Origin of the sequence: Halostella salina (assembly GCF_003675855.1) — an archaeon.
GTDB classification, from domain to species: Archaea; Halobacteriota; Halobacteria; order Halobacteriales; family Natronoarchaeaceae; genus Halostella; species Halostella salina.
Window position 1 is genome coordinate 27351 of the sequence record NZ_RCIH01000006.1, and the last position, 25436, is coordinate 52786.

The following is a 25436-nucleotide window of genomic DNA, read 5'->3' on the forward strand; positions in this document are numbered from 1 at the left end:
CCCCATGGACAGTACGGACCCGAGCGACCTGCGCGGCGTCACCGTGAGCGGCGACCCGGACGGGTCACCCGTCGTGTTCGTCCACGGCGCGACGCTGACGCGTGCGCAGTGGCTCCCGCAAACGGCGGCGCTCTCCGGCGTTCGCGCGATAACGTTCGACCTGCCCGGCCACGGCGAGCGCGCGGACGAGACATTCCGGTTCGAGCGCGCGCTGGACCTGCTCGACCGTGTCGTCCGCAAAGTCGCGGACGGGAGCGCCGTCGTCGTCGGGCTTTCGCTCGGCGGCTACCTCGCCACGGCCTACGCCGCGGACAACCCCGACAGGGTCGACGCGCTGGTGATCTCCGGCAGCAGCGCTAACCCGACCGGCCTGCTCGGCGTGCTCACCCGGATCGTCGGCGCGCTCTCGCGGCTTGCAAGCCGGCTCGGACCGGTCCGTCGCGCGTACAGTTCGCTCTGGGAGCGCGCCGTCGAGGCGTTCGACATCGAACCTGACCACCGCGACGCCATCGTCGATGGCGGGTTCTATCTGCGCCCGTTCGGCGAGGCGGGCCGCGACCTGGCGGGCCGGGACTTCCGCGCCGAGTTCGGCCGCTACCCCGGACCGGCGCTCGTGCTCAACGGCGAGGACGACGCGCTCGCCCGGCGCGGCGAGGACGCCCACGCCGCGGCCACGACCGACGCACGGGTCGAGGTGGTCGAGGACGCCGGCCACACCTGCAACCTCCACCGCGCGACGGCGTACACCGAGGCCGTCGAGCGGTTCTACCGGGAGGCGGTGCCGACGGAGGTCGGCCGTGGCGGGTCCTGACGCCGGCCGACTCTCGCGTCGCGCCTGGCTCCGGACGTCCGGCGGGACGCTGGCCGGTGCGATGGGGAGCGGCTGTCTGGCGACGCCGCGGAACGGTGAGACGGCCGCCGAGGCGGCCGGACAGGACGGCGACGGCCGCGAGGACTTCATCTGGGTGAGCGGCGCGATGCAGACCGTCGAGCGTGTCCGCGACAACGCCCTGGCGTTTGCGGCCCGGAACGACCTCGCGGCCGTGTTGACGGTGGGCGACCTGACGCCCCCCGACCTGCTCGACGACGTGCGCGCTCACTTCGACGCCGCGGCCGAGTTCGGGATCGACCTGTGGCTCAACACCGGCATTCTCCGGGTGCCAGCGGCCTCGGTGGTCCAGGACGACGACGTTCGGGCGCGACACCTGGACAGCCTGCGCTCGGTCGTGGAGCTGTACCACGACCGCTTCGGCGACGGCCGGATCGTCCTCTGGCAGGAAGCACCGGTGCCGGGACGGTGGACCGAGAACGGGCAGTGGACCGACGAGTCCGTCGAGAACCTGCTGTCGTACGGCCCGACCGTGTTCGCGGCCCAGCGCGCGGCGATCAGGTCGGTATCGACGGGGATCGACGTGGGGATCTTCCCGCATTTCCCCTACGTGGTCGACTCGAAGCAGCCGGACGCCTTCCCGGAGCTGGTCGACGCCATCCGCGAGCGCGACGCCGCGCCCGACTTCGTTTTCACCGACTTCTATCGGGGCTGGTACGAGAAGGACGCCGGGGCGGCCCCTGCCACCGCCGCCGTCCGGAGTCTCATCACGAACGCACGGGCGACCGTCGACGCGCCCGTGTTCTTCCTCGCTCAGGCCCACACGATCAACCCGAACCACACACCGAGCCGGGTGGCGATGCGTGAGGACCTGCGGACAGCGACTGACGCGAACGTCGACGGCCTCGGCTGGTACTCCCGGAACCGCTACGTCCCGACCGAGGTCGGCTTCGACCCCTTCGTCCCGAACCGTGGCGACCCCGACTCGTTCGCCGACATCGATGCGACCTGCACCTTCACCGTCGCCCGGGACCGCTACGCGTACGCCTGGACGGCCACCCATCCGACGCGGGACGGGTACGACCTCGACGAAAAGTTCGACCTCTGGATTCACACCGACGGCGCTGGCTTCTACGACCATCGGATCTCGCTCCGAACCGCCGACGGCGTCTGGGCGTTCGTCGGAGACGCAACGGGCTACATCGACGGCGACCACGGCGACGGTCGCGGACCGCGACTCGGCGGCCCGCAGGTCACCGCCTTCCGGGGACTCGACCGCGAGCGGTTCCTCGGCCGGGCGCTCGACCTCCGGGTCGAGTCCCGCGGCGACGCGACGCTCCGAACCGTCTCCGTCCTCCCCTTTGCCCCGGACGCGTTCGTCACCGAGCCCCGCGCCGTCGCGCTGGCAGCGACGGGCGCGGAGACGCCCTGCTGTCTCGGCCGCCGGAGGCTCGACCGCCGGCTGACGGCCGGCGGGGAGACCACCGTTCGCGTCCCGGTCCCGCGGGACGCGCCGGTGCGCCATCCCGGCGCGCTCGTCACGCCGGACCACGCCGGCGTCCGGGCGGCGCTCCGCGACGCCGAAGCGGACGCCGGATTCGACCCGCTTTCCCGCTTCGATCTGTGGGTCCGCTGCGCCGATCCGGGGGCGCTCGACGCCGTCCGGGTTGGCGGACGCGACGCGCTCGAAGCGGCCCCGGCGGTCGCGCGGGGGGACGCTGCCGCCGTCTGCTACGGCGCGCCCCGGTCGCTGCTGGACGGCGAGGGCGCGCTCGCTGCGACGGACGTCGCTGGCGACGCCGGCGTGGCTGCGCTGTACGCGATGCCGTACGGCGGTCCGGGCGCGTTCACGCCGCCCGACCGCGCTGCAGACCTCGTCGCGGCCGACCCCGACGCCGCGGCGACGTTCGCGCTGGCGGCCACCGCGCGCTGACTGGCGGATCACGAAACCGCCCGACTGCGAAAATTAACTCGATTACGAATCACCGTACCTTTTTACGGGCGGAAGTCGGATCATCTGGTGATGCCAGAAATCACGGTGTCCGACAGCCTGTACGACAAACTGGAAGAGGCGGCCGAGGACAGCGAACTCGACGACGCCCTGTGGGAGATGGTGTACCTGTTCGAGCGCGGCAACAACCCCGCCGAGTAACTCAGTTCGTCGATACGATTTCTACGACGTCGCGGTTCGACAGCGTCGCGTCCGCGGCGATCTGGCGTTCACTCCGGCAGTCGACGGCGTGGAGGAACCCGTCGCCGATGTCCGAGTGGAGGTGGTACGCGAAGTCCTCGGCGGTCGCGCCCTCGGGGAGGACGAAGCAGTCCCGGAGCACCTTCCCGTCATCCGTGACGATGCCGTTCGCCGACCCGGGGAAGACGGCGACTGCGCCCATCTCGTCGAACAGCGCGGTCTCCAGCGTCCGCTGGACGCCGGTGCCGCCGAACTCGGCGACGAACGCCTCGATGGTTTCGAGGCCCGCGGCCTGCTCCTCGCCAACGTCGCCCGTGATCTCGAACTCGTCGTCACCGGCGCGGTAGTCGACGACGCCGCCCTCGTCGGCGGCCTTCAGCGCCTTCTCCGCGTGGGCGCTCGCCGGCACGACCGTGAGGTGGTCGTACTCGGGGTCGTTCGTGATCGCCTCGTAGTTGGCCTGTGCCTCGGGCGTGTCCATCTTGTTCGCCGCGATCACCATCGGCTTCGTGCGCTTGCGGATCTCGCGGGCCAGCGCCTCGCGGTCGTCGGCGTCCCAGCCGTCCGGGTCCAGCGGCAGGTCCAGCGAGAGGACCACCTGCTTGATCTCGTCCTTGTTCGTCCGGAACGCGCTCATCTGCTCGGCGAGGTCGACCTCGATCTTCGACTCCGTCCCGTCATAGCCCGAGCGGTGGCGCTCGATCCCTTTCTCCAGCACGTCGAGGTACCACATGTCGAGTTCGTTCTCCAGGAAGTCGATGTCCTCGCGCGGGTCGTGGCCCTCGGTGGGTTCGCCCTCCAGGTCCGTCTCGCCGGCGAAGTCGACGACGTGGACCAGCACGTCGGCCTCGTTCAGGTCGGTCAGGAACTGGTTGCCCAGCCCCGCGCCCTCGTGTGCGCCGGGGATGAGGCCGGCCACGTCGACGAGTTTCACCGGAACGAACCGGGTACCGTCCTCGCAGTAGCCCGTCTCGGGGGTGCAGGTCTCGCCGAACTCCGGCGCGGCGCAGTCCACGCGGACGTACGCTTCGCCGACGCTGGGGTCGATGGTCGTGAACGGATACGCGCCCTCCGGCACGTCGTTCATCGTCGCCGCGTTGAAGAAGGTCGACTTGCCGACGGAGGGCTTGCCGACGAGGCCGATCTTGTAGGTCATTACGTCCGCTGGACGGGCGCGCCACGAAAGGGTTGCCAAACGTCGGCCGTTCGGCACTGCGTCGCACTCCCACGCCTACGTCTCGTCGTCGGCGTCCGTCTCGTCGTCCGCGTCGCCGCCGTCATCGCTCTCGGCTCCGTCAGCGCCCTCGGACGACGCCGCGGTGTCCGTCGACTCGTCCCCCTCGTCGTCGGTTTCGACCGCCATGCTCCCGGCTTCCTCGTCCGTCGCCTCGTCCGCTTCGGCCGCCTCGGAGCCGAGGTCGATGCCGGTCTCGGCCTCCCCGACGGTGCCCACGTCCGTCTCGTGTTCGTCGCCGGCGGGCGTCTCCTCGGTCAGGTCGCCGGCGTTCGCCTCCGCCTCGTCCTCCTGCGTCAGGTCGTCGCTGGCCTCCATGTCGGACTGCATGTCCTCCGGCGGTTCGTCCGTCCGGTCGTCGAGTTCGACCGCCGTCATGTCGTCGTCGGGAGTCGCTTCGCCGTCCGCCTCGCCCCGGATCGTCTCCGTGAGGTCGCCCTCGGGGAGCGTGCTTCCCTCGCGCTGTGACCGGCGCTGGAGCAGGCCGACGGCCACGGCGACGCCGCCGAGCGCCAGCCGCCGCCCGCGGCGCTCGGAGGAGCGCAGGCCGCGCACGATCCAGAGCAGGCCGGTCACTATCGCCAGGCGGCCGGACCGCAACTGGTGGAGGAGGCGGCCGCGAACGCCGTCGCCTTCGCGTTCCGCCTCCTCCGCTGATTCCGTGTCCGCTGCGGTCCGGCCGTGAATGAGACTGGTGAGTCGCATACTGGTGGCCGCTCTACCACGGCGACGCAATTAAACGGCGACCCCGGCGGACGCGTCGAGGTGACCGCGGCAAACGGCTACTGCCGGTCGATCGCCCGCTCGGCGTACCAGACCAGCGAGAAGTCCCTCGGGCTGGGGAGCGCGCAGGCGAACCAGCCAAGCGTCGCGGCGACGACGGCCGGTTCCCCGGCGGCGGTCGGGTCCGGCAGGGTGCCGGCGAGGACCAGCGCGCCGGGCGCGGCGAGCGTGAGCGGCGCGAGCGCGGCGACGCGCAGCAGCCACGGCGAGGTGTCGTCGGGGAGCCGGCGCGGCGTCACCGCGGCCCAGGTGCCGAGCGCGCCGGCGCGGAGGAGCGTCGCCCCGCCGCGCTCCGGCAGCCAGTTGACCTCGCAGGGGACGCCGCCGAGCGAGAGCACCGCGGCGTGGGCGAACTCGTGGGCGACGGTGCCGACGCCGACGGCGAGACAGAGCGCGGCAACCGCGACCACGAGTTCGAGCGCTGCGCCCGCGGTGAGAGTCGCCCCGCCGGAAAGGTCGAGGACCATGGAAAGCTGTGCTTACCACTGCGATCGCCCCCCATTAATCTCTCGTTTCGCCGGCAGGTCGCGTGAGCCGTCGCGACGGCTCCGGGCTGACGCCCCGATTGAAGTATGTGGATTGCGAACGCTCGACCATGTACGACGAGGTACTGATGCCGACCGACGGGAGCGAGGGGACGGTGACGGCACTCGCCCACGCCCGGGAGATCGCGGCGAACCACGGCGCGACCTTGCACGTCGTCCACGTCGTCGACCGCCGGGTGTACCTCGCGGCCGGCAAGGACGAACAGGACGAGGTGCTGGCCGGGCTGGAGGACGACGGCGAGGCCGCCATCGAGACGGTCCTCGACCGCCTCGACGGCTCCGGGCTTGACGTGGTGACCGAACTCCGCGAGGGCGTCCCCCACCGGGAACTGCTCGACTACGCCGACGAGCACGACGTCGACCTGATCACCATCGGAACCCACGGTCGGTCCGGCCGGGACCGGCTGGTCAACATGGGCAGCGTCACGGAGAAAGTGGTCGATAGCTGCGAGCGGCCGGTGCTCGTCGTCACGCTCGACGACGCGTAGCGTTACCCTCGCCGGCGGAGCGCGACGAGCGCGCCGGCGAGCGCGACTATCGCCGCGCCGGCGGTGAAGCCGGGGAGCCCGCCGCCGTCGGAACTATCGTCCTCCGTCGTGTTCGTCGTCGTGGACTGCGGTTCGGTCGTGGTGGTTGTGGTCGTCGGTTCCTCGCCGCCCTCGTCGATGCCTTCGACGGTCACGGGCTCCGAGCCGACGCTGCCGTTCTCGGCCGTGATCTCGAACTCGCCGGCCGACGTGATCGGGACGCTCAGGACGCCGTTGGCGTCGGTCGTGCCGACCTCGGTGTCGTCGCGGAACACCGCCGCGTCCCCGACGGCCTCGCCGTACTCGTCGGTCACGACGACCCGGATCGTCTCGCCGACGGCGGCGCTGTTCCGGCTCGCGTTGACCGACAGCGCCGCGGACCGGGTGATGTTGTACGTGGCGTCGATCGACTCCTGCTCGTCGACCGCTAGCTCGCGTTCGATCGTGTCGTACTCGGGGTGTTCGACGGTCACGGCGTACTCCGTGTTCACGCCGAGACGGGTCGCGGCTTCGCCGGCCCGGTTGTCGGTCGTCAGCGTGGCGACGGTCTCGCCGCCGTTCGCCAGCGAGATGGTCGCGTCGCCGACGGGCGTCGCGTTCTCGAAGTAGGCGTCGAGAACGGTGAACCCGACGTTCGTCCGCGCGCCCTCGATGTCGACCGACTCCGTGACGGTGCCCTGCACGTTGAACTCGCTGGTCGTCTCCAGATACCCCTCCTTGACGACCGTCGCGGTGTACGTGCCGGCCTCGACGTCCTCGGCCTCGAAGACGCCGTCGGCGTTCGTCCGCCCGCGGTCGACCGTCCGGGGGTCGCCCTCCTTCTTCAGGAACACCCGCGCGTTCTCGATTGCGCCGTTCGCGTCGGCCACCTCGACGACGGCGGTCGCCCTCGGATACACCGTCACGTTGGCCGTCGTCGTCTCGGTCATCTCGCCGATCCGGGCGGGGAAGTTCCGCACGTAGTCGTCGTGCGAGACGCGGATCTCGGGCGTGACGCCCCGCGGCACGTCGACGAGCGCGCGCCCGTTCGAGACGGTCGTCGTCTCGTTGTACCCGCCGTCGTACGTCACGTTCACGTCTGCCTGTCCGACCGGGTCACCGTCGTCGTCGGTGACTGCGATCTCCAGCGTCACGAGGTCTGCCGTTCCCGTTGCCCCACGCTCCGCGGACCCCGCTACCGGGGCCGCAACGCCGACAGCGCTCGTCACGAGCAGCGCGGCGACGAGAACCGCTGTTCGATGCATACTCGCGGTGATGGCGACGGCTCACTTAAAATTCGCCTTTCGTGGTGTATTGTATCTTACATAGTTCCCGGAGCATCGCCACCTCCACAACGCTCTTGTCGCCGTCTCGCCATTCGTTCCCCATGACAGCGACGCGGACCGTGGAACTGGAGGGCCACATCATCGACTCGGGGATGATGGGCCGCTGTTTCGGCCTCATCATGGACATGGACGGCTCCTTCGAGGTCGAGCAGTTCGACATCGGCCGCCACAAGCACGCCGAGTCGTACGCCCGGCTGGCCGTCTCGGCCGACACGGAGCACGACCTGCAGGCGATCCTCCACGAACTCCACCAGAACGGGGCGACCCTGCTGGACCCCTCCGACGCGACGCTGGAGCCGGCACCCGAGGACAGGGTCGTGCCGACCGGCTTCTACTCCACGACGAACCACCCCACGTTCGTCCGCGTCGACGGCGAGTGGATCGAGGTCGAGGCCATCGAGATGGACTGTGCGGTCGTCGTCGAACGCGGGGACGACGCGGGAGCGAACGGCCCGCGCGCCTACACCAAAGTGCTCAACGCCGTCGAGGCGGGCGACATGATCGTTACCGGCGAGGCCGGCATCCGCGTCGAACCGCCGGAGCGTCCCCGGGGCGACGAGGGCGGTGCGTTCGGCTTCATGCAGGGCGGCGTCTCCAGCGAACGGCCCTCGGAGTCGCTCATCGCCAAGGTGGCCGACGCCGTCGAGCAGACCAAGGAGGACGGCGGCGACGTGCTGGCGGTGTGCGGTCCCGCGCTCATCCACTCCGGCGCGGCCGACGACCTGGCCCGCCTCGTCCGCGAGGGGTACATCGATGGCATCTCCGCGGGCAACGGCTTCGCCGTCCACGACCTCGAACGCGGCCTCTACGGCACCTCGCTCGGGATGGACATGGAGACGATGGAGCACCCCCGGAAGGGCCACAAGCACCACATCTACACGATCAGCGAGATCATCCGCGCCGGCGGCATCGAGGAAGCCGTCGAGGAGGGCGTCGTCACCGAGGGGATCATGTACGAGTGCGTCGAGAACGACGTGCCGTACGTCCTCGCCGGCTCGATCCGCGACGACGGGCCGCTCCCCGACACGATCACCGACGCCGTCGAGGCTCAGAACGCCATCCGGGAGCAGGCCCGCGACGCCGACATGGTGTTGATGCTCGCCACCCTGCTGCACTCCGTCGCCGTCGGCAACTGCCTCCCCTCCACGACGCGGGTCGTCTGCGTCGACATCAACCCCTCGACCGTCACCCAGCTGCTCGACCGCGGGAGCGCGCAGGCCATCGGCATGGTGTCGGACATCGGCACGTTCGTCCCGATGCTCGCGGACAATCTGGTCGACGACTGACGCCCCTACCCGCCGTCGAGCGGGACCACGGTGACGGGCACCGTCGGGTCGGCGAGCAGGTCGCGGGCCGTGCCGCCGAGCACGGGGTCGGCGTCCGGGTCGCCGCGGCGCGGTCCGATGACGAGTTCGTCCGCCCCGTGGTCGTCGACGGCGCTCCGGAGTTCGGCGGCTGTGTCGCCGTGCCGGAGTTCCGTCTCGATGCCCGCGCCCGGGAGCCTGACGCGAAACACGTTCAGCGCCTCCCGGCGGTCGCGCTCCGCGTCGGAACCGTCCGTCTCCGCGACCGCGACGCCGACGACCGCGTCGCCGTCCGCGAGGCGCTCGCCGAGGTAGTCACACGCCGCCGCGCTCGTGTGGACCGAGTCCGTCGCAACGAGGTATCGCATGGCCGTCGTCGGGAGCCGAGCGCACAAAGGCCTGCCGGCGAACGGGTCGACAGCCGGCCGCCGTCACCGAACCGTCGTCACCGGCCCCGGCGAGCGGCGGAACACCCGTTCGGCCACGTCGCCGACGAACAGGCGGTCCGAGAGGCTGCCGCCGTGGCTGCCCAGCACGACCGCGTCGTAGTTCTCGGCGCGGGCGACGATGGCCCGGGCGGGCCGGCCGACTGCGACGGCGGTATCTATCTCCGCGTCGTGGTCCGACGCCAGTTCGCGGGCGTGGTCGACCACCGCCTCGGCGCGCTGCTCGGCGGCCGCCTCGATGTCTTCCTCGAACGCGAGGCTCATCGCCTCGCCCATCATCACCGACGGCTCGCCGACGACGACGAGGACGGTCACGTCGGCGTCCGGGTGGTTCTCCAGCGCGTAGCCGAGCGCGCGCTCCGCCATCTCGGAGCCGTCCATCGGAACGAGAACGCGGGAAAGCATGGCCGACCTACGACGACCAGCGGCTTAAGCGCGGACGGCGGTCAGACCGGCACCGCCAGAAGGAAGGCGTACGCCAGCCCGGCCGACGCCGACGGCCCGATGATCCAGAAGGCGACGAAGCGTGCGACTGCGTCGGGTCGAACCAGGTCATCGGCGTCGGCCACGTCCGCCGGGTCCTCCTCGCCGATCGGGGGCACCTCCGCGGGCGTCTCCTCCGTGAGCACGCCCATCGATAGCTCGAACTCCTCCTCGCCCCGGGCGAGGCCGGCGATGGTCGCCGTCCGACTCGCACGGCCCCAGCCGAGGCCGACGATGGTCATCACCGTCGCCATCACGAGGCTGATCGGGATGCCGATCCACGAGAGGATGGTCGTGATGGTGGCGGCCGTCAGCGCCACGATCAGCGCCGCCAGCAGCGGCAGTTCCGTGAGGTCGTTGCCGACCGACTCCATCGTCCGGCGGGCGATGGTGAAGCCGCCGAGGCTGATCGCGACCGCGCCGACCGCGATGCCCACGTCGGCCCCGTCCCGGCCGCCGACGGGAGCGGCGTCAGCACGCTGACCGCCGCCCCGAGCACCAGGCTACCCGGAATGCCCAGGAGGACGAGGTCGTAGTACTGGATCGTGACCCGCATACACACCGTACGTACCGGACGGGCAAATACGCGATCTCGGCATGCTGACACGCTCTGACGGGCAGCGGAGCGAGCTATCGGTCTGTGACCGGGGGTTCAGCGCCGCCGAGACGCCCCGTTCGAACCACGTGACGCGACACGAATTATTATACTACTACAATCCTTACCATGGGTGTATTCATGCTCGGTGTAGCACGTCCCGTCCGAAGACAGGCCGCCGCGTCCGGACACAACCATGCCTGACGACGGGCGGGTCCAGAAGAGCAAGGCGATCCAGCAACGAACCGGGAAGACGTTCCATTTCGCCACCCGCGTTCTCCCGGAGCGCGTTCGCCACCCGACGTACGTTCTCTACGCGTTCTTCCGGATCGCCGACGAAGTCGTCGACGACGCCGACGGCACGCCCCCCGACCAGCAGGCCGCCCGCCTCGAGGAACTCCGGAACGAGGCGCTCGGCCGCGTCGAGACGGACTCCGACGTGCTGTCGGCGTTCCAGGAGGTCCGGGCGGAGTACGACGTGCCGGACGGCGAGATCCACGCCTTTGTCGACGCGATGAAGTCGGACATCGACACGGACCGCTACGAGACGTACGACGACCTCCGGGCGTACATGCGCGGCTCCGCCGCCGCGGTGGGCGCGATGATGACGGCGATCATGGGCACCGAGGACGAGGAGGCCGCCCTGCCACACGCCGTCGCGCTCGGCGAGGCGTTCCAGATGACGAACTTCCTCCGGGACGTGCGCGAGGACGTCATCGACCGCGACCGGATCTACCTGCCACAGGAGACCCTCGACCGGCACGGCGTCCCCGAGGAGCAGGTCGAGAACCTGGAGTTCTCCGACGCCTTCGCCGACGCGATGCGGGAGGAACTCGGCCGCACCGAGCGGCTGTACCGGCAGGGCGTCGCCGGCATCCAGTACCTGCCCGAGGACTGTCAGTTCGCCGTCCTGCTGTCGGCGGTGCTGTACGCCGACCACCACCGCCTGATCCGCAAGCAGGGGTACGACGTGCTCTCGTCGGAGCCGGAACTGGGCACCGCACGGAAGGCGTGGCTGGCGCTCCGGACGCGCTGGCACTGGCAGTGGAACCGCGACCCCGTCGCCGTGTTCCGCCGTGTCAGCGCGCTCCCCGAATCGGGGACGGCCCGGTACGAGGTCGAACCGCCGGAGCCGGTTCCGGTCCGCTAACCGCCGTCAGGCATCGTTCTACAGTCCCTCACCGTCCGGCGAACCGCTCGACCGGCCGCCGCAGGACCGCCCCGTCGAACTCGTCGGTCCGGAGCAGCGCGGCCAGGAAGCCGGCGGCGACCAGCGCCGCCACGGCGTTGCCGTAGAAGACGTTCACCAGCCCCCACAGCAGCACGAAGCTCACCAGGTCGTCGAGCATGAACGAGCAGGCGCGCAGGCGCTCGACCAGCGCCCCGTGGTCGAAGCCGAGGTCGAAGCAGCCGACGGCGACCGCCCCCGACAGCACCCAGCCGGCGTAGTTCGAGAGCGGCACGCCGTAGTACGCGCCGCCGCCGTCGTACGCCCAGAACCCGAGCGCGACGGCCCCGGGGTCGAGCACGAGGTCGACGGCGAGCACCGTCGCGAGCGTCGCCAGCAGCCGGACCGCGCGCCGCCGGGCCGAATCGCCGAGCAACAGCAGGACGAGCAGGTAGCTGTTCAGCACCAGCGGCAGGAAGAAGACGGGGAGCCCGACCGGCACCTCGCCGGCGAGCATCGGCCCGAGGTCGATCCCGTACTCGAAGTGGCCGTACGGCCACCCGGTGCGGACGCCGACGAACTCGATCCCGTAGGCGTAAGCGGTCACCGCGAGTATCGCCACGGCCGCCCGGCGGTCGACCAGCGGGCCGACGCCGGCGATGAGGGGCAGGCGCATCACGAGCGTCCCGAAGAGGATGAGCGTCGGCTGGAAGGCCAGCGGCGGCGGCACGACCCCTTCGGCGCTGGCGAGCAGGAGGACGGCCCCGACCGCCGGGAACACGACGGCGATGGTGAAGCGGTTCTCGCGCACCAGGTCGTCCAGCCGCCGCTGGAGGGCGGCCCTATCCATGGACGGTCCCCCACAGCGCGCCCATCGTCAGGACCGCGCCGACGACGGTGTTTATCGCCGGATAGTACCAGTACGCCCGGTCGACCGCCACGTCCGACAGCGCGACGCCCGTGACGATGGCGGGGTAGACGCCCAGCAGCGCGCCGGCCCGCGGGTCCAGCGGGACGAACGCGACTGCCGCGAGCGTCCAGAGGACGGCGCAGTACGCGTACGTCCGGCGCTCGCCGAGCGCCGTCGCGGTCGTCCGGATCCCCGCGCGGCGGTCGGGTTCGATGTCCGGGATGGCCGAGAACGTGTGCATCGCCATCGACCAGCACCAGCCGCCGGCGACGGCCAGCGCGGGCGGGTGCTCGCCGGCGACGGCGGCGTAGGCGGCCGCCCCCGGCAGGACGTACAGCCCGTTCGACAGCGAGTCGAGGAACGGCGTCGTCTTGAACCGCAGCGGCGGGGCGCTGTACTCCGTCGCCAGCAGGAAGTAGCCCGCGAGCCACGGGAGCGCCAGCGGCGGCGCGAGCGCGGTCGGGACGGCCAGCAGGGCCGCCGAGACGACGACGGCGGCGACGACGAACCGCTGGCCGCCGTAGCGGACCTCCTTCTCCTCTTTCTTCGGGTTCTCGGCGTCGATGTCGGCGTCGAACACGTCGTTGATCCCGTAGAGGTAGACGTTCGCCGGGACGAGGAAGTACGCGAACAGCGCGACGGTGACCGGCGTGAACAGGTCGGCTACCGCCCGCGCGCCGAAGGCCACGCCGACGACGACCGGCCCGGCGAGGTAGAGCCAGAACCGCGGGCGCGACAGCTTCAGCAGGTACGCCGCGCGGCCCGCGCTCATGCGTGCGCGTCCTCGACCACCATCTCCGCGGTCACGTCCCCGCTGATGAGACACATCGGGACGCCGATGCCCGGCGTCGTGTACGACCCGGTGAAGTAGAGGCCGTCGACCTCTTTCGACCGGTGGGGCGGCCGGAACGCGGCGGTCTGGGGGAGCGTGTGGGCCATCCCGAGCGCCGTCCCCTGCATGCTGTTGTACCGGTCGGCGAAGTCGGAGACGGAGAAGGTCTCCTCGACGACGATCCGGTCACGGAGGTCGGTGTCGGCGTGGGTCGCGATGTCCCGGAGGACGAGGTCACGGTACTCCTCGCGGACCTCGGGACCATCGTCGAGTCCCGGCGCGATGGGGACCAGCGCGAACAGGTTGCTGTGGCCCTCGGGTGCGACCGTGTCGTCGGTTTTCGAGGGGACACAGAGGTAGTAGGCAGGGTCCTCCGGCCAGCCCGGGTCCTCGAAGATGCGGTCGAAGTGCTGCTGCCAGTCGGCCGGCAGGACGAGGGTGTGGTGGGCGAGTTCCGGCACGTCGCCCTCGACGCCGAGGTACATGAGGAAGGCGGAGGGGGCGTACGTCCGGGAGTCCCAGTACTCCGCCGAGAAGCCGCGCTTCTCCGGCGGGAGCAGGTCCTGCTCCGTGTGGGCGTAGTCGGCGTTGCTGACGACGATGTCCGCGAGGTGTTTCCCGCCCTCGGTCTCGACGAGGAACCCGCCGCGCTTGCCCTTGATCTCGGTCGCCGGCTCGCCGGTCCGGAACTCGACGCCCAGCTCCTCGCCGAGTTCGACGATGCCGTCGACGACGCCGCCGATCCCGCCCTCGGGGTAGTAGACGCCGAGGTTGAAGTCGACGTGGCTCATCAGGTTGTACAGCGCCGGCGTGTTCGTCGGCGAGCCGCCGAGGAACACGAGCGTGTACTGCATGATCTGCTGGAGCTTCGGGTGGTCGAAGTACCCCTCGACGTGCTCCTGCATCGTTCCGAGCAGGGAGAGTCCGTCGGCGTGCTTGGCGATGCTCGGGTCGAGGAAGTCCCGGAACCGGCTCCGGTCCTCGTAGACGAAGTGTTCCATCCCCACGTCGTAGGTGTACGACGCCTCCTCCAGATACGCCGTGAGTGCGTCGCCGGCCCCGTCCTCGTAGGCCTCGAAGATGCGCTTGGACTGCTCCTTGTCGGCCGGCACGTCGACCACGTCGCCGTCGGGGCGTGCGTGTAACCCCTCCGGAAGCTCCTCGCCCTCCGGGGCAACGGGACGCCGTCCCTCGTTCTCCTTGAAGAAGATCCGGTAATGTGGGTCGAGCCGCTCCAGCCCGTAGTACGCCTCCGGCGAGCGGTCGAAGTGGCCGAAGAAGCGCTCGAACACGTCGGGCATCAGGTACCACGACGGTCCCATGTCGAACCGGAACCCGTCGACCTCCAGCCTGCTGGCGCGGCCGCCCAGCTGGTCGTTTTTCTCCAGTACGGTCACGTCGGCCCCGGCGTCGGCGAGGTAACACGCCGTCGAGAGGCCGCCGAACCCGCTGCCGATGACCACGACCGACCGGCCCGCGAGCGATTGCATACCTCACAGTACGGCGGAGTGATAAAAAGCGCTCCCCTCTCCCCCCGTGGTTTTACGCCCGCCTCGCCCCTAGGCGGGGTATGGACGACGAGACGGCCGTCGTGACCGGCGGCACCGACGGCATCGGACGCGCGGTCGCACGGGAGTTCGCGGACGCCGGCGCGAACGTGGTGCTCTGTGCCCGCGACGCGGACGCCGTGGCCGAGACGGTCGAGGCGATCGAGGCGGACGGCGGCACGGCGACCGGCATCCGGGCCGACGCCCGCGACGAGTTCGACGTGGAACGGCTGATGGAGACGGCCGCCCGCTTCGAAGCCGACGGGATCGACTGCGTCGTCGCCAACGCGGGCGTCTACCACGGCGAAACCGGGGAGACGCCCCTCTCCGGCGAGTCGTACGCGGCGTTCGACGACCACCTCCGGACGAACGCCCGGGGCGTGTTCGCGACGGTCAGCGAGGCGCTGCCGCACCTGAACGACGGCGCTCGGGTGCTGGTACCGACCGGATCCGTTGCCCGGGAGCCGAAACCGGGCCTCGGCTCGTACGCCGTCTCGAAGGCCGCGGCGGAGGCCGTCGCGCGCGGCTTCGCGGTCGACACGCCGTACGCCGTCGGCTGCGTCGACCCCGGCATGGTGGCGACCGACCTCTCGGGACCGCAGGGGCGGGACCCGGCGGAGGTCGCGCCCATGTTCCGGTGGGCGGCGACCGAGGCAGCGGCCGAGGACCTCGACGGGAACGTGCTCGGCCTCCGCGAGTGGCGGTCGGCCACGCGATAACCCGGAGTTTATTACTATCGAGATACGCTGTTCTACTGAATGAGTATTAACAAGCAAACTAGTGTTATTAACACTGTCCGGGGAACCTCGGGCATCGGCGTCGTTGCGGTGGCGCTGCTGGTCGGGATGACGGCCTTCGTCGCGCTGTTCGCCGGCGAGACGACGGGTGCCGGAAAGGTCGTGGGCATCTCGTGGGTCGCCTTCGCCGCGATGGCCGGTGCCGCGCCGCTTGGCGCGCGCAGCGCCGGCAACGAGCGCGCGCTGACGCTCGTGTGGGGGTACGGCCTCGCCAGCGGCGCGATGGTGACGAGCGCCGCCGTGTTCCTGCTCCCGCAGGCGTTCGGGCTGCATCCGAAGATCGGCGGCTTCGGCGTCGCCGCCGGGCTGCTGGCCGGCTTCGGCGCACACACCGTCGGCCACCGCTTCACCCACGTCGACTTCGGCTTCGACCACACCGCGATCGAACTGTCGGCCCACGCGCTGTCGGCCGGCGCGATCATCGGGATCATCTACGGCAACATGCCCGAACTCGGGCCGCTGCTCGGACTGGCTATCGTCTCACACAAGGGACCGGCAGGCTACGCTGCCGCCCGCCGCCTCGCCGCGGACGGCCGCTCGGTCTCGGTGCTGCTCCTGCCAGCCGCCGGCGTCGGCCTCACCGCCATCCCGTCGGCGCTGATAGAGCTCCCGGCCAACCAGACGGTCAACGCCGCGGTGTTCGGATTCGCCGCCGGCGTGTTCCTCCACGTCGCGATGGACTTCCTCCCCGAGTGCGAACTCGGCGGCGAGGTGTACGAGGTGGCGCAGGTGAGCGACGACGCCCACAGCCTGCTGGACCGCCTCCGCCTCCACGCGGTCGGCAGCACCGCGGTCGGCGCAGTCGTCGTGTTCCTCGCGTGGCTATCCCTCAGCTGATCCCGACGAGTCCGTCTCAGATCTCCCGGTCCGAGGACGGGTCGTCGAGGTCCCACAGCAGTTCCGGGAGGAAGGCGTCGAGTTCCTCTATCACCCGGCGCTCGCTCACGTCCAGCCCCTCGCAGTGCTCGTGGGCGGAGTCGCGCACGTCGACGTGGATGTCGCCGTCCTCGACGCTGACCGCGAGCGGAAACACCGAGCAGCGCGCCGGCTTCCAGTCGTGCTCGTCGTGGAGCGCACAGAGACCGTCCTCCCGCAGGAAGTAACAGGCCGCGCCGTCGTCGGCGACGTGCTCGTCGCGGTCCTTCTCCTCGCGTTTGACGAAGTCCTGCCCCCGGAACTGCGTCGTCGCCCGGTTCACGCTCTCGCGGTCGGCGAGTTCGAGGAAGTCCTGCTCGTACAGCAACACGCCGTGCTGACAGCACCAGGTGCAGTCGTCGACGCACTCGAAGGTCAGCGCGGGGTCGAAGTCGACCACGGCCTCCTTGCCGGGGTACACTTCGACGCGGCGCTCGCCGTCCGCTTCGGTCGTCACGGCGTCCTGTTCGGGAGCGCAGGGGATAAGCGCCGCGGACGGTGCTTCCCGGCAGTCACTCCATCTCGACGGTCACTTCGCGGGTCAGCTTCTCGCCGCGCCAGTGGAGGTGAAACCGCATCGAGCGCTCGTCGGCGTCGCCGCCGGCGCGGTCCTCGTCGACAGTGTGGCTGAACTCCCACGACGCCGTCTCGCCGGCCGCCACGTCGATCGAGGTGGCCGTCTGCGGCGCGTACGCGATCCACGGACCGACGCGGTTGACCGCGCCGACGAACGTGCCGTCGGCGTCACCCGTGTTCTCGACGGTCAGCGAGACGGTCGCTTCCTCGCCCAGCGCGACCGAGTCCGGTGCGGCGAACTCCCGAACCTTCCAGGCGGTCGGCGGCCGCGTGAGTGCCGCGACGGCGTCGTCGCCGAGGACGTGTTCGCCGTCTTCCCAGCCGATAGCGACCTCATCCGCATCGAGGGGGTTCGGGAGGCGGAACGCGAGCCAGCCCTCGAAGTTCGCATCCTCGCCGTACGGCTCGTCGCGCTCCCAGAGCCGACTGCCGTAGCCGACTTCCGTTCGCGCTCGATACGCCTCTCCGCCGGCGGCGAGCGCGAACTCGTCGGGCGGCGGGGCCTGTAGCTCGCTTGCCGCCACGGTCGCGAGGACGTACTGCTCGTCCCGGTCGCCGTACGTTCCGACGGAGTCCGGGGAGTTCGCCCCGACGAGCGCGGGCGCGACCGTCACGTCGGTCACCCGGACGCCGTCGGTCGACCCGTCCCCGGAGTCCGTCGTCGTGTCCGTCCGGTCGGTCGCGTCGCCGTCGAGCCGGGAGAGACAGCCCCCGAACGCGCCGATGCCGGCGGTGAGCGCGCCGAGCAGGCGTCGTCGTTGCATATCCGGCGGATGGACACCGCCGGGTAAGTACTTTCAGAAGGGACAAACGGGTGTTTGACCGATCTGCGATGCGTCGCCGGGCGGCGGTCCGCGGTCGGAACGCCGCTACCCGGTGTTTTTCATCCCGGCGGCGATCCCCTTCACCGTCAGGCGGAGCGTCCGCTCCTCCTCCTCGGTCCGGTGAGTCTGCCGGAGCAGGTGCGTCTGGAGCAGGTTCAGCGGGTCGACGTACGGGTTCCGGCGGCGCAGGCTCTCGCGGAGCCAGTCGCGAGCGATCGTATGGTCGCGGCCGGCGATCTCCGTGACGAGGTCGACGGCGTCCTCGTACTCCTCGGTCACGCGCGGGAAGAACCGCTCGCGCAGGTCGGCCTCGGCCAGATCGGCGTACTCGGCTGCGATCTCCATGTCGGTGCGGCCCAGCGCCATCGCCGCGTTGTCGAGCGTCGTCCGGAAGAACGGCCACTCCTCGTACATCTCGCGCAGCGTCTCCACGTCGCCGCCGTCGTCGAGGTACGCCCGGAGCCCGGTCGCCAGCGCGTACCAGCCCGGCAGGATGCAGCGCGACTGGGTCCACGAGAACACCCACGGGATCGCCCGCAGGTCCTCGACGTTGCGCTCGCCCGACCGGGAGGCCGGCCGGGAGCCGAGGTTGAGGTCCTCGATGACGGCGATGGGCGTCGCCTGTCCGAAGTACGAGACGAAGCCGTCGGTCTCCAGCAGGTCACGGTACTCCTCGCGGGCGGCGTCGGCCATCAGGTCCATCGCCTCGACCCACTCGTCCTCGATGTCCTCGGTCGGGTTGTTCATCGCCCGGTAGCGCGCCCGGAGCTGGGCGTTGAGCATCTGCTCGATGTTGCGCTCCGCGACCCGGGGGTTGGCGTACTTCTCGGCGATCGCCTCGCCCTGTTCGGTGAACTTCACCTGCCCGGTGATCGTCTCGTTGGGCAGGGCGAGCAGGGCGTCGTTCATCGGGCCGCCGCCGCGGGAGATGGAGCCGCCGCGGCCGTGGAACAGCCGCATCGTGACGTCGAAGTCGTCGCAGATCTCGGCGAGGTGGCGCTGGTTCTTGTACAGCGACCAGTTGGCCGCGAGGAAGCCGTTCTCCTTGTTCGAGTCGGAGTAGCCCAGCATGATCTCCTGGGTGTTCCCGCGGGCGGCAAGCGCCTGGGCGTACGCCTCGTTCTCGAACAGCGTCCCCATGATCCGGCGTGCGCCGGACAGCGCGCGCTCGGTCTCCAGCAGCGGGACGATGTCCAGCCCGCAGTGGCCCGGCAGTTCGACCACGTCGGCCTGGTCCGCGAGGAACAGCACCTCCATCACGTGGCTCGGCTCGTCGGTCATCGAGATAGCGTAGGTGTCGATGGCCTGGATGCCGTACTCCCGGTGCCACTCAGCGAGGGTGTCGAACCGCTCCAGCACGCGCGCTGCCGTGTCGGAGACGCCGCTGTGGTCGCTCACGTCGACGACCCGCTCGTCCTGGAGGACGGCCTCGGTCAGCGTCTCCATGCGCTCGTCCTCGGACATCGACTCGTAGTCGATACCCTCGCGGGCCAGCGCCTCGGCGACGGCCTCGGTGTGGTTCTCCTGGTGGTCGCGCAGGTCGAGGCTCGCCAGGCTGAACCCGAACGTGTCGACGCGGCGGGTCAGCGGGTCGACGTGGGCCTCGGCGACGCTGTCGGCCCCGTTGGCGCGCAGGCTCTCGGCCAGCACGGCGAGGTCGTCCTGCAGTTCGCTCACGTCCTCGTAGCCGCCGGGGCGCACGTCGCCGACGCGGTCGAGGCGCTCGCGCATCAGCTTCAGCTTCTGCCGGTAGGGCTCGCCGGGGTAGCGCTCCTCGGCCTCGTCGGCGATGCCGGGCAGGCGCTCGCGGTCGGCGGCCAGCGACTTCTCGAAGCGCTCGCCCACGTCGATCCGGCTCCCGTCCTGGCTGAGGACGCCCGACAGCTCCTTCAGCTGCTCGCGGTAGCGTTCGAGGACGACGGCGCGCTGGCGCTCCAGCGTGTTCTCGGTCACCTCGGTCGTCACGTACGGGTTGCCGTCGCGGTCGCTCCCGGCCCACGACCGGAACTCGAACAGCTTCGGCACGTCGATCGACTCGGCGAACTCCTCGTCGAAGGCGTCCTCGAGTTCGTCGTACACCTCGCCGACCACGTCGAACAGCGTGTTCTCCAGGTACCACTGGACGTTGCGCGCTTCGTCCTCCGGGTTGGGACGGCGCTTGCGGACCTGCGGCGTCTGCCAGAGGCTCGTCACCTCGGCGTCGATGTCGCGCTCGACCTGCCCGCGTTCCTTGTCGGTGAGCAGGCGCTCGTCCAGCGTCTCCAGGTGGTTGGCGACCTGCCGGAGCTTCGATTTCACCGTCTTCCGGCGCGCCTCGGTCGGGTGCGCGGTGAACGTCGGCTCGATGAGCACGTCGTCGAGCACCTGCTCGACCGTCTCGGGGTCGGCGTCGGACAGCTCCGCCGTGGCCGCCTCCAGGCTGTCCTCAAGGTCGCCCTCGTGTGATCCAGTTCGGATCGCCCGGACGCGCTCGCGCTCCTCCGCGAGGTTGATCAGCTCGAAGTAGGTGGTGAACGCGCGGGCGACGACGCTCTCCAGCTCGGGCGTCAGCCCGTCGAGTTCGTTCTGGAGCGGGGCTCGCGAGTCGAGTTCGTCCGCCCGGTAGTCGATGGCCGAGGTCCGGAGCGTCTCGACCGTCTCGAACGCCGACTGGGACGCCTGGTCGGCCAGCACGTCCCCGAGGAGCGCCCCGAGCTCCCGGACGTCCTGGCGTACCTCCCTGTTGTGCAATCGCATATCGCACCCATGGACACCCATGGGGTAAAACTCACCGAATAGTGGCGAAAACTACGTTCGTGAACCGAAATTCGTGATAGAATACGAATGATCGGTGCTAATAGTTAGCCTCATTTGGGCTATACGATTAACATCAGAAGCTGTATGCCAAAATAGATAGCTGTTACGAAGCCAGAAAACACTCCTGCCATGTAGAATAGCTTCTTCCAATTTATAGTAGTAGTGAAATCAGGTGGGTCACTATCTCCACCTGTGGATTTGCTTGCCATTGCTTAATCCCCGCTAAGTCGTCTTAGCTCATTTTTTCCAGCCTCTGAAATCTCATATTCATAGCTTTGCCCTTCTCCCTCAGAGCGAATAACTAAACCCCGATCATGGAGATCTGACATTGCGGCATAGCCAGTTCCTTCGCCAAGGTCAGTTTTTTCTAAGATTTTTTTAGTAGATGCAGGTGGATGTGGAATATCATTGTATAACGCTCTAAGGATTTTGTGATGAGAAGTTCCCTGCCGTATTTGACCCTCAACTTGTTCGTTTTCACTATTTCGCATAAATTCTGATTGGGTGGTTTGACGTGAGTCTATACTTGGATCGTCTTCTACCCGAGGCTTAGACTCTAATTCTATGTATACTCTCTCGAAATCCTGTCCCTTTGAATTGATCATCTCCAATGCGTCTAGAGCGCTATTTAGAGCATTTTCCCCCGTAGACTCAAACGTTATTGAGGAGTGTGTATCGGGCATATGCGTTTAATAATGCTACCACACCATAAAGTTTGCTTTAGTTTAGTGGCATGGGTGGCATGGGCGGCATGGAGAAAATGGATAAAATGGCGGCATGGGCAGCATGGGTGGCATGACTGGTATAGATATGGCTGAGGTCTGATCTGTTACAGTCTACCGATTACTGGTAATGGGGTGAGTAGGTGTTTAGTTTAATTGTAGTCCCGCCAGCGGTTGCCACAGTCCTGACACTTGAAGAAGCGCGTCGGCGGCTCGTCGGCCGAGCCGGTCTGCTTGATCGTGTACCACGCCTTCGTGTGGCCGCAGTCGTCACAGACCACGTCGTCAGCGGTCGGTTTCCCCTCGAAGTTCGCCCCCTCCTCCGTCTCGATCACGTCGTCCTCGGACTGGGACTCGGTGCTGACGAACTCGGCGGCCCGGCCCTCGTCGCGCTCGACGCTCGCGCCGCAGCTCGTACAGACCATCTCTCCGTCTTGCGATTTCATCATCGAGCCGCAGTCGTCGCAGAACTGCATGCCCCCGGCTACTCGCTCCGGGACGAAAAACGGCCCGCTTACGCGTCGTCGCGGGCGTCGCCGACGTCGTCGAGGAGTTCCTCCTCGCGGACGACCGGGCAGTCGACGACGCGGAACCGGTCCAGGTCGACGACCTCCAGGATCTCGGTGCCGGCGTGGTCACAGCGCACGTCCGGCGGCGCGGAGAAGTGTTCGCAGCCCTGACAGTACGACCGCTTCGAGACCACGCGCTCGTCGCGCTGCGGGGCGTTGCCGGCGTCGTCCGGCGGCGTGGCGTCGTCTGCACCGGTGACCTGTTCCCAGAGGCGGTCGCTGTCGATGCTCTCCGCGGACTGCTCGGTGAACAGTTCCGATTCGGTCGCCGACGCGCGTTCGGTCCGCCGCTCGTCAATCCGCGCGGCGAGGTCGCCAAGCGGCGCGTCGTCGACCGGTTCACGGTCGGGCGGATCGTCCGCCGACGCGTCGGCTTCGGCGTGGTCGGCAGCGTCGGTCCCCCCGGCGGGTTCGCCGTCCGCGTCCCCGGTCACCGCCGGGTCGGGCAGGTCGTCGACGAGCCCGGAGAGGGGGTCGTCGGGATCGGCCGCAGCGTCCGGCTCGCCGTCGTCGGTCACTGGTTCTCACCGCCGTCGGCCCCGAGTTGCCCGGTTCCCTCGGGGGCGCTCCGGCCGTCCTCCTCGGTTACGAGGTCGTCGAGCGCCTCGTCGAGGTCCGGTTCGGCTCCGCTCGTCAGCGCCGGTGGGTCGCCGGTGAGAAGCGTCGAGGAGCCGAGGAAGCCGCGTTTCGGCTCCACGTCGCTGAACGTGGTCGCACACTCCGGACACTCCGGCGCGGCGAGCAGGGCGATGTCGACCTCCGCCCCGCAGTGCTCGCAGTCGGCGGTCCGGATGCCGGCGCGGTTGGCCGCCAGCTGGAGCGATTCGGCCTCCGCCCGGCGGGCCGACTCCCCGGCGAGCCGGCGGACCTCGGTGCGAACGTCGACGACGGCGCGGGCGAGCAGGTCGGTCCGGTCCTGCAGGTCGTCGGTGGCGTCGGTCAGGTACTCCAGCACGTCCTCGTAGTTCTCGAAGCCAGCCGACAGCCGCCGGTCGACCTCGTCCACCCGGTCCTCGAGTTCGTCGAGGTCGTCCTCGATCCGGTCGAGGGCGGCGTCGGCGTCGTCGAGCCGGCCGTCCAGCGAGGGGTGGTCGTGGTCGGCCGGTGCCTTCCCGTCGGCCTCCCGCTTGACCTGGATGACGCGCTCCCGGACGTCCTCGACGAGCGCCGTGAACTCGTCGTCGAGGTCGTCGATCCGCTCCTCGACGGCGGGGGGGACCTCGTCGTCCGGCGCGACGAGGCGCTCGGCGACGGCTTCGGGGGAGCCGTCGTCGTCGAGCTGGTCGACGGCGTGTGCGGACTCGAGGAGACGGCGGAGCACCGTCCCCCTGTCGGTGTCCTGCTCCGCGGCCCGGCGGTCGAGCCACTCGCTCACGTCGCGCGGAACGGTGACTGACAGCTCCCCCGTCTCCTCGCTTGCCATTCGTGTCGGCTTGGGAGGGCGCGTTCTTAAGGGTTGTTGCCGTGCCGCTCGCGTCCCGCGGTCAGCGGATCTTGCGGACGTTCGTGATGTTGAACCCGTCGTCGTCGATCTCCGTCTCGAACTGGACGATGTTTTCCTCCTCCAATCGGGAGAGGACGCCGCGGAACGACTGGACGATCATCGAGCGGTCCCGCTCGCTGCCGCCGCTCTCCCACTTGAACCGGATCGTCCCGTCGGCGGCGTCGTTGAGCCGGCCGAGCTGGGTGTCGGTCAGCGCCTCGACGTTGACGTGCAACAGGATGAGCCCGCCCCAGGCCTGGGAGGCCTTCTTCAGCCCCTTCATCAGCATCGTGATGTCCGACCAGTCCATGCTGTCGCTGGCCGCGCTGATGAGGTCGGTGACGGAGTCGACGAGGACGAGGTTGCCGGCCGCGTGCTCGTTCAGGTAGTCGCCCATCGCGTCGAGCACGTCCCGGCGGTCGTGGCGGTCACCGAGCGACGTGATGTCGCCGGTTCGCTGGGTGTACCACTCGGTCGGCACCGGGGAGAGCTGGAAGTACTCGGGCGAGAGGTCCGCAAAGCGGATCGGGTCGGCGACCGCGTCGACGATGTCGCCGTCCATGGTGAACTCCATCTCGTCGACGATCGCCGGCTGGTCGCTGGTGAAAGAGAGGTAGTGGATCGACCCCGGCACGGTCGAGTTCTCATGGAGCGAGCCGTAGTAGAGGTCGAACAGTTCCGGCTCGGCCTCGACGAGCGCATTCATCGCCGCGCTCGTGTAGAGGAACTCCCGCGCCCCCGCTCCGATGTCGCCCGCCAGGAGGACGACGCTCCCCGGCGGCGCGCCCCCGTTTATCATCGAGTCGAGCCGCGAGACCCCGAAGGGGATGCGGTCCATGGCAAACCCGTTCGGGCGGACTCGCTTACGCTTTACGGGCGCTCGCCGACGGGGTCGCCCGTCACGCCCCCGCGAACCGTCGCGCCCTCGTTGCGGACCCGCGCGACCAGTACGTCGCCGTCGACGCCGGCCGCTCGGAGCGCGTCGCGGGCCGACTCGCACGCCGCGTCGACGCCTGTGGCGTCCGTCACACCGTACACCGTCGGCCCCCAGGAGGACTGGCCCGCCCCCGCCACCGCCGGGCAGTCGGACAGCCGCTCGACCACCGTGCCGACCGGCGGCCGGTAGACGCCGCCCTGCGCGTCGGCGTACCAGGCCCCGTTGAGGCGGCCGACCTCCGCGACCGCGTCGCCGAAGGCGGACAGCCGCCCCTCCGCTGCCGCCGGGAGCAGCCGCCGCGAGACGACGCCGCTTATCTCGTCGGCGACGGCGGGGTCGGCCCGCTCGACCACCGCCCGCATGCTCGACTCTTCCTCGTCGCCGCTCCGGCCGGGGTCCGCGTCCGGGAGCGCGAGGACGAACCGCCAGTCTTCCGGGAGTTCGTGGCGCGCGACGACCGCGGGCACCTGCCACTCGCCGTCCGCCGGGCGGTCCGTCGTGAACCGCGCCGTCGGGTGGCCGGCGTCGACGACGAACCCGCCCTGCTCGAACCCGGCGACGCCGACGCCGCTCCGCCCGGCCCGGCCGAGTTTGGGAGCTGCGTCCCGGACGTCCGGGTCGATCCCGTTCGCCCGCGCGACGGCCGCGTAGACGGCCAGCGCCAGTTGTGTGCCGCTGCCGAGGCCGACGTGGCGCGGGAGCCGCTGTTCGACGGTCACCGCCGCGCCCGGGACGTTCAGCAGTACGGCGGCGCGCTCGGCGTACTCGCGGGCCGCATCGTCGGTCGCGCTCACCGCGTCGGCGGGCGTCGCCTCGACCCGGAGCCGCGGCGCGGTCAGCGCGACGCCGACGCTCCCGTACAGCCGCTCGTGGGCCAGCGAGAGGTTGCCGAAGCCGAAGTGAAGCCGCGCCGCCGTTTCGACAGTCGCCATTGCCGGCCGTTCGGGGGGGAGGGGGTTTTCGGTTTCGGCCATGGCAACGCTGGCTGGTCCTCCAGCCGTTCCGCGACCCCCTTCCAGCGTGTCGGCGCACACGTTCGGGCGGGGGCAACGCTTGTCCCCGAGCCGACCCCTTAAGCCGCCGCGTCGCAATTGCCGC

General features: G+C 69.6%; 27 protein-coding genes. 8 read left to right on the forward strand and 19 right to left on the reverse strand.

All coding sequences use genetic code 11. From position 1 onward, the window contains the following. Nucleotides 1-4 precede the first annotated feature (4 nt). The 3 genes from D8896_RS12320 to D8896_RS12330 all read left to right on the forward strand — a co-directional run bounded on the left by D8896_RS12320 (nt 5) and on the right by D8896_RS12330 (nt 2981). Nucleotides 5-811 carry an alpha/beta fold hydrolase gene (locus tag D8896_RS12320; RefSeq protein ID WP_121822408.1) on the forward strand — a complete coding sequence of 269 codons (807 nt, stop codon included), beginning with the start codon at nt 5-7 and terminating at the stop codon, nt 809-811. After that, nucleotides 798-2762: a hypothetical protein gene (locus D8896_RS12325; protein WP_121822409.1), complete on the forward strand. Its 1965-nt coding sequence runs from the start codon at nt 798-800 to the stop codon at nt 2760-2762. Before D8896_RS12320 ends, D8896_RS12325 begins: the two co-directional genes overlap by 14 nt. A 90-nt stretch (nt 2763-2852) precedes the next feature. Then, nucleotides 2853-2981 carry a phosphohydrolase gene (locus tag D8896_RS12330; protein ID WP_121822410.1) on the forward strand — a complete coding sequence of 43 codons (129 nt, stop codon included), beginning with the start codon at nt 2853-2855 and terminating at the stop codon, nt 2979-2981. A 1-nt stretch (nt 2982) separates the two neighbouring features. On the opposite strand, the gene D8896_RS12335 is transcribed toward D8896_RS12330, so the two are convergent. The 3 genes from D8896_RS12335 to D8896_RS12345 form a co-directional block, all read right to left on the reverse strand. Next, nucleotides 2983-4176 carry a redox-regulated ATPase YchF gene (locus D8896_RS12335; RefSeq protein WP_121822411.1) on the reverse strand — a complete coding sequence of 398 codons (1194 nt, stop codon included), beginning with the start codon at nt 4174-4176 and terminating at the stop codon, nt 2983-2985. A gap of 75 nt (nt 4177-4251) precedes the next feature. Next, nucleotides 4252-4959: a hypothetical protein gene (locus tag D8896_RS12340; protein ID WP_121822412.1), complete on the reverse strand. Its 708-nt coding sequence runs from the start codon at nt 4957-4959 to the stop codon at nt 4252-4254. Between the two features lie 77 nt (nt 4960-5036). After that, the gene (locus D8896_RS12345) at nt 5037-5504 is read right to left on the reverse strand and encodes a hypothetical protein (protein ID WP_121822413.1); all 468 of its coding nucleotides are present in this window, start codon (nt 5502-5504) and stop codon (nt 5037-5039) included. Nucleotides 5505-5632: 128 nt separating this feature from the next. Here D8896_RS12345 and D8896_RS12350 point away from each other — a divergent pair, with 128 nt between their 5' ends. Then, nucleotides 5633-6070 (forward strand): universal stress protein, encoded by a 438-nt coding sequence (locus D8896_RS12350; RefSeq protein WP_121822414.1) that lies wholly within the window; start codon nt 5633-5635, stop codon nt 6068-6070. Between the two features lie 2 nt (nt 6071-6072). Here the strand turns inward: D8896_RS12350 and D8896_RS12355 are convergent, their stop codons facing one another. After that, nucleotides 6073-7353 carry a carboxypeptidase-like regulatory domain-containing protein gene (locus tag D8896_RS12355; protein WP_121822415.1) on the reverse strand — a complete coding sequence of 427 codons (1281 nt, stop codon included), beginning with the start codon at nt 7351-7353 and terminating at the stop codon, nt 6073-6075. Between the two features lie 122 nt (nt 7354-7475). Between D8896_RS12355 and D8896_RS12360 the strand changes: the two genes are divergently transcribed. After that, nucleotides 7476-8720 (forward strand): ornithine cyclodeaminase, encoded by a 1245-nt coding sequence (locus D8896_RS12360; protein ID WP_121822416.1) that lies wholly within the window; start codon nt 7476-7478, stop codon nt 8718-8720. 5 nt (nt 8721-8725) lie between these two features. Here the strand turns inward: D8896_RS12360 and D8896_RS12365 are convergent, their stop codons facing one another. The 3 genes from D8896_RS12365 to D8896_RS12375 form a co-directional block, all read right to left on the reverse strand. Beyond that, entirely contained in the window at nt 8726-9106 is a 381-nt protein-coding gene (locus tag D8896_RS12365) for a universal stress protein (RefSeq protein ID WP_121822417.1), read from the reverse strand. Nucleotides 9107-9169: 63 nt separating this feature from the next. Then, nucleotides 9170-9589, reverse strand: coding sequence for a universal stress protein (locus D8896_RS12370; protein ID WP_121822418.1), 420 nt, complete (start codon nt 9587-9589; stop codon nt 9170-9172). A gap of 41 nt (nt 9590-9630) precedes the next feature. Further along, entirely contained in the window at nt 9631-10104 is a 474-nt protein-coding gene (locus D8896_RS12375) for an inorganic phosphate transporter (protein WP_121822419.1), read from the reverse strand. A 354-nt stretch (nt 10105-10458) separates the two neighbouring features. On the opposite strand from D8896_RS12375, the gene D8896_RS12380 reads away from it, so the two are divergent. Beyond that, entirely contained in the window at nt 10459-11412 is a 954-nt protein-coding gene (locus D8896_RS12380; RefSeq protein ID WP_121822420.1) for a phytoene/squalene synthase family protein, read from the forward strand. Nucleotides 11413-11440: 28 nt separating this feature from the next. On the opposite strand, the gene cruF is transcribed toward D8896_RS12380, so the two are convergent. Genes cruF through D8896_RS12395 form a run of 3 tightly spaced genes read right to left on the reverse strand, consistent with a single transcriptional unit; the run spans nt 11441 to nt 14662 of the window. Next, a complete protein-coding gene (gene cruF / locus D8896_RS12385) occupies nt 11441-12280 on the reverse strand; it encodes a bisanhydrobacterioruberin hydratase (RefSeq protein ID WP_121822421.1) in 840 nt (279 codons plus the stop codon). Then, nucleotides 12273-13112 carry a prenyltransferase gene (locus D8896_RS12390; RefSeq protein WP_121822422.1) on the reverse strand — a complete coding sequence of 280 codons (840 nt, stop codon included), beginning with the start codon at nt 13110-13112 and terminating at the stop codon, nt 12273-12275. Before D8896_RS12390 ends, cruF begins: the two co-directional genes overlap by 8 nt. Continuing rightward, the gene (locus D8896_RS12395) at nt 13109-14662 is read right to left on the reverse strand and encodes a phytoene desaturase family protein (protein WP_121822423.1); all 1554 of its coding nucleotides are present in this window, start codon (nt 14660-14662) and stop codon (nt 13109-13111) included. The genes D8896_RS12390 and D8896_RS12395 overlap by 4 nt, the downstream gene beginning before the upstream one ends. An 80-nt stretch (nt 14663-14742) precedes the next feature. Here D8896_RS12395 and D8896_RS12400 point away from each other — a divergent pair, with 80 nt between their 5' ends. Next, entirely contained in the window at nt 14743-15438 is a 696-nt protein-coding gene (locus tag D8896_RS12400) for an SDR family NAD(P)-dependent oxidoreductase (protein ID WP_121822424.1), read from the forward strand. A gap of 39 nt (nt 15439-15477) precedes the next feature. After that, the gene (locus D8896_RS12405) at nt 15478-16353 is read left to right on the forward strand and encodes a ZIP family metal transporter (protein ID WP_121822425.1); all 876 of its coding nucleotides are present in this window, start codon (nt 15478-15480) and stop codon (nt 16351-16353) included. A 16-nt stretch (nt 16354-16369) separates the two neighbouring features. On the opposite strand, the gene D8896_RS12410 is transcribed toward D8896_RS12405, so the two are convergent. From D8896_RS12410 to D8896_RS12445, 9 genes are all read right to left on the reverse strand, one after another. Further along, entirely contained in the window at nt 16370-16888 is a 519-nt protein-coding gene (locus tag D8896_RS12410; protein WP_121822426.1) for a hypothetical protein, read from the reverse strand. Between the two features lie 55 nt (nt 16889-16943). Then, complete coding sequence (locus D8896_RS12415; RefSeq protein WP_121822427.1) at nt 16944-17771, reverse strand: COG1470 family protein; 828 nt, start codon at nt 17769-17771, stop codon at nt 16944-16946. Nucleotides 17772-17876: 105 nt separating this feature from the next. Next, on the reverse strand, nt 17877-20567 hold the full coding sequence (ppc, locus tag D8896_RS12420; RefSeq protein ID WP_121822428.1) for a phosphoenolpyruvate carboxylase: 2691 nt from the start codon (nt 20565-20567) through the stop codon (nt 17877-17879). Nucleotides 20568-20839: 272 nt separating this feature from the next. Then, on the reverse strand, nt 20840-21310 hold the full coding sequence (locus D8896_RS19435; RefSeq protein WP_162991551.1) for a hypothetical protein: 471 nt from the start codon (nt 21308-21310) through the stop codon (nt 20840-20842). Between the two features lie 191 nt (nt 21311-21501). Beyond that, nucleotides 21502-21825, reverse strand: coding sequence for a transcription factor S (locus D8896_RS12425; RefSeq protein WP_121822429.1), 324 nt, complete (start codon nt 21823-21825; stop codon nt 21502-21504). Nucleotides 21826-21863: 38 nt separating this feature from the next. Beyond that, nucleotides 21864-22436 carry a hypothetical protein gene (locus D8896_RS12430; RefSeq protein WP_121822430.1) on the reverse strand — a complete coding sequence of 191 codons (573 nt, stop codon included), beginning with the start codon at nt 22434-22436 and terminating at the stop codon, nt 21864-21866. Next, nucleotides 22433-23341, reverse strand: coding sequence for a hypothetical protein (locus tag D8896_RS12435; RefSeq protein WP_121822431.1), 909 nt, complete (start codon nt 23339-23341; stop codon nt 22433-22435). The genes D8896_RS12430 and D8896_RS12435 overlap by 4 nt, the downstream gene beginning before the upstream one ends. Nucleotides 23342-23402: 61 nt before the next feature. After that, nucleotides 23403-24239, reverse strand: coding sequence for an RAD55 family ATPase (locus D8896_RS12440; protein ID WP_121822432.1), 837 nt, complete (start codon nt 24237-24239; stop codon nt 23403-23405). Nucleotides 24240-24271: 32 nt separating this feature from the next. Beyond that, nucleotides 24272-25270: a beta-ribofuranosylaminobenzene 5'-phosphate synthase family protein gene (locus D8896_RS12445; RefSeq protein WP_121822433.1), complete on the reverse strand. Its 999-nt coding sequence runs from the start codon at nt 25268-25270 to the stop codon at nt 24272-24274. Nucleotides 25271-25436: the final 166 nt, after the last annotated feature.